The organism is Actinoplanes sp. NPDC048791, from assembly GCF_040650095.1.
Lineage (GTDB): Bacteria > Actinomycetota > Actinomycetes > Mycobacteriales > Micromonosporaceae > Actinoplanes.
The window spans coordinates 1-3,532 of record NZ_JBEZGQ010000869.1; the positions used below are offsets into that span (position 1 = coordinate 1).

5 protein-coding genes and 1 pseudogene are annotated in these 3,532 nt (G+C 70.9%); 3 read left to right on the forward strand and 3 right to left on the reverse strand.

Annotation, left to right across the window (positions count from 1 at the left end; genetic code table 11):
* The 3 genes from AB0C29_RS38765 to AB0C29_RS38775 all read left to right on the forward strand — a co-directional run.
* On the forward strand, positions 1 to 500 hold a 500-nt coding region (locus AB0C29_RS38765), incomplete at its 5' end, for an AAA family ATPase (protein WP_360831445.1).
* 73 nt (positions 501 to 573) lie between these two features.
* Positions 574 to 909, forward strand: coding sequence for a metalloregulator ArsR/SmtB family transcription factor (locus tag AB0C29_RS38770; RefSeq protein ID WP_360554380.1), 336 nt, complete (start codon positions 574 to 576; stop codon positions 907 to 909).
* Positions 906 to 1,367 (forward strand): SRPBCC family protein, encoded by a 462-nt coding sequence (locus tag AB0C29_RS38775; RefSeq protein WP_360831448.1) that lies wholly within the window; start codon positions 906 to 908, stop codon positions 1,365 to 1,367. Before AB0C29_RS38770 ends, AB0C29_RS38775 begins: the two co-directional genes overlap by 4 nt.
* A 57-nt stretch (positions 1,368 to 1,424) precedes the next feature.
* Here AB0C29_RS38775 and fliQ read toward each other — a convergent pair whose 3' ends face one another.
* From fliQ to AB0C29_RS38790, 3 genes and pseudogenes are all read right to left on the reverse strand, one after another.
* Entirely contained in the window at positions 1,425 to 1,694 is a 270-nt protein-coding gene (gene fliQ, locus AB0C29_RS38780) for a flagellar biosynthesis protein FliQ (protein WP_212990639.1), read from the reverse strand.
* Positions 1,695 to 1,800: 106 nt separating this feature from the next.
* A complete protein-coding gene (locus AB0C29_RS38785; protein ID WP_360831451.1) occupies positions 1,801 to 3,075 on the reverse strand; it encodes an erythromycin esterase family protein in 1,275 nt (424 codons plus the stop codon).
* Between the two features lie 51 nt (positions 3,076 to 3,126).
* Positions 3,127 to 3,532 (reverse strand): annotated as a pseudogene (locus AB0C29_RS38790) (hypothetical protein); the annotation flags it as partial.

A 3,532-nucleotide genomic window follows, 5' to 3' on the forward strand; every position in this document is an offset into this window, starting at 1 on the left:
TCGTGGTCAGCGGGCCACCCGGCAGCGGCAAGACCACCCTGGCCCACGCGCTGGCCCGCGAGCTCGGCTGCCCGGCGATCTGCCGCGACGAGATCCGCGAAGGCGTGGTGCGGGCCGGGACACCTGACCCCGGCATGCTGCACACCCTGGCCACCTTCTTCGACGTCCTGACCCTGCTGGTGCGGGCCGGCGTGACGACGGTGGCCGAGGCCGCGTTCCAGGACAAGTTGTGGCAGCCCGGGCTGGCTCCGCTGACCGGCCTGGCCCGGATCCGGGTCGTACGTTGCTCGGTCACGCCGTCGACCGCCCGCAGCCGGATCACCGACCGGCTGCGGACCACGGCGAACCGCGCCGCCCACGACGATGCCGGTCTGCTGCGCCGGATGGACGCCGGCGAGGCGACCTGGGAGCCGATCAGCCTGCCGGTGCCGACGCTGACGGTGGACACCACCGACGGCTACTCCCCCAGCCTGCGCGAAATCGTCGCCTTCGCTTCTTGACATCACCGCGCCCAGCGGTATTCTCAACCTATCGGTTGATTAACCGACTAGTTGATAAGCCAGGTGGTTGAGCATGACGACGGCCGACCCGATCAGCGGCGTCTTCGCCGCCCTCGCCGATCCGACCCGCAGGGCGATCCTCGCCCGGCTGGCCCGCGGCGAGGCGACGGTCAACGAACTCGCGGAGCCCTTCCCGATCAGCCTGCAGGCGATCTCGAAGCACCTGAACGTGCTCGAGCGCGCCGGCCTGATCGCCCGGACCCGCGAGGCCCAATGGCGGCGCTGCCGGATCGAACCCGCCCCGCTGCGCGACATCGCGGGCTGGGTCGAGCAGTACCGGCGCCTCTGGGAAGAGCGCTACGACACGCTCGGCGGATACCTGGACGACCTGCAGAAGGAGCAGTCATGAGCACCATCACGGTCAGCACCCCGACCCCCACCGAACTGGTCATGAGCCGCACGTTCAACGCCCCCAAGGAGCTCGTCTTCGCCGCGCACACCGAGGCCGAGCACCTGCGGCACTGGTGGGGCCGGGGCAACCCGCTCGACGTGTCGATCGACTTCCGGGTCGGCGGCAAGTGGCGCTTCGTGGAGACCTCCGACGGCCAGGAGCACGCCTTCCGGGGCGAGTTCCGGGAGATCTCGGCACCCGACTCCTACACCTGGACGTTCGAGTACGAGCCGATGGCCGGCCACGTCCTGGTGGAGAAGTTCGTCTTCACCGAGGAGGACGGCAAGACCACGGTGACCGCGTCGAGCACGTTCGACTCGCAGGAGGACCGCGACGGCATGCTCCAGTCGGGCATGGAGGCCGGGGCGAACCAGAGCTACGCGGCGCTGGACGCGTACCTGCTGAAGATCGGTTGATCCTGGAGACACGAAAAGGGCCGCCCATCGGGCGGCCCTTTTTCGATGCTCGGGAGGTCAGCCGACGAGCGTCGGGATCTTCTCGAACAGCTGCGTCGTGAAGGTGACCATCTCGTGCAGCATCCAGTTGCCCGAGAACAGGATCGCCGCGCCGACGCCGACCGCCTTCGGGACGAACGACAGCGTCGCCTCCTGGATCTGCGTCACCGACTGGAACAGCGAGATCGCGAAACCGATCAGCAACGCCGTCAACAGCACCGGCGCGCACATCTTCGCGGCGATGGTCATGGCCTGCAGCCCCAGCTCAACGATCTGCGTGTCGGTCATGCCATCCCCTTCGGGCTTCCGCCGAAGCCGGGGAGCGCAGAACGGGGGCGCCACGGTTGCCGTTCGGTTCGGGCTCACACCGCCTATCGCGTCCTAGGAAGATAGGTCAAACGCCCGAGGGGAAGGTCTCGGGTTCCCGGGTGTCGATGGTCGCGGGGTGCAGCGGGCGGACCGCCTGGGTCTCGTCGAACCACAGGAAGGCGTCGTAGCGTTCGCCCAGCACCGTCGGGACGTAGTTGCCCCAGCGTTCGCGGTCCGGGCGGTAGACCACGCCGATCGCGCGGTGGGCCAGCTCATCCGTCAGCAGGGCCGGGCCGTCCTCGGGGAAGACGAACAGCGCGCGGGACGGTGCCGTCGCGTGCAGCACGTCCTCCAGGGAGTCCGGCCGGGCCGGCGGCACAGCCATCTCCCGCATCGGCGCGCCCCACGAGTCACCCGCGATCACCGAGCCGCGGTGCGTACCGAAGCCCACCAGCACCACCCGGTCCCGGCCGTAGCGGTCGCGGGCCAGCTCGCCCAGCGTGTTCTCGCCGTGCCGGGACTGGTCCGTCGCCCGGGCGTCGCCCACGTGGGTGTTGTGCGCCCATACGACCGCCTTGGCCTCGGGGCCGTAGTGGGTCAGCAGCCGGTCCAGGGTCTCGTCCATGTGCCGGTCGCGGACGTTCCACGAGCGCGGGCCGCCGTGCACCATCGCCCGGTAGTAGTGCTCGGCACCCACGACCACCTCGGCGTTCTGCCAGGCGGCGAACTCCCCCGCCGCGGCCGTCGCCCGCTCGCGCAGCCGCACCAGCAGGTCCACCACCTCGTTCTCGCAGGTTGCCGACACGAACCGGGTGGCCCACGCGTACGACTGCGGGTCCTCGGCGAACGGCTCGAAGCACCGGTACGCGGCCAGCGCGGCCGGCACCTGATCCGGGTCGTGCTCACGCAGGTGCACCAGGATCTCGCGCAGCGACTCCCACAGCGAGTACACGTCCAGGCCGTGGAAGCCCACCGGCCGCTCCCGGCTCTCATTGCCCGCCCGCAGCCACCGGCAGAAGTCGGTCACCTCCTCGTTGGCCCACATCCACGTCGGCCACCGGTCGTACCCCAGCAGCGCCTCACGCGGATCCCCGGGCTCGCCCGGCAGTCCCCGCACGCTGCGGTCCACCCGGGCGCAGTCGGGCCAGTCCCCTTCGACCGCGACGAACGAGAAGCCCTGCTCCTCGATCAGCCGGCGGGTGAGTGCCGCCCGCCAGGTGTAGAACTCGTGGGTGCCGTGGCTCGCCTCGCCCAGCAGCACGACCCGGGCCGGGCCGGCCCGTTCGACCAGCTCGTCGAGGTCACCGGGGTCCCGCAGCGGGGTCGCCAGGGATGCCACTTCGTCGCCGTAGCGTGCCATGAGCCGCGCCTACCCGGCCCGGACGCCGTTCATACGTCTGACTCTTGGGCCTCAGCGCAGCGACAGCGCGACCGTGCGCGCCTCCTCCAGATCCGTGAAGCCCTCCAGGCGATAGGTGAGGTCCCCGCTGGTCCAGACCAGCGTGGGTCCGGCCAGCCGGGCCGTCTCGACGCGCTCGATGCCGTCGCGCCCGACGTAGGTCACCGGATGCGGCTGCGGCAGCCAGATCGCGTCCGCCCCGGCCACGTCGGTCCACTGGGCCTCGGGGGCGGACTTGAAGAAGAACGGGCTGACCCCGCCGTCGAACTCGTCGAGCCGGACCGTGCCGCCGCGGTAGACCAGCGTGACCACCCGGGGCGCGCCGGCCGGATCCGGGTCGCCCAGTTCCACCCGCTCGGGCGCGCCGAGCTTGTCCGGGACCCGCACCGGGAACAGCGCCACGCTGCGGGCGGTGTCG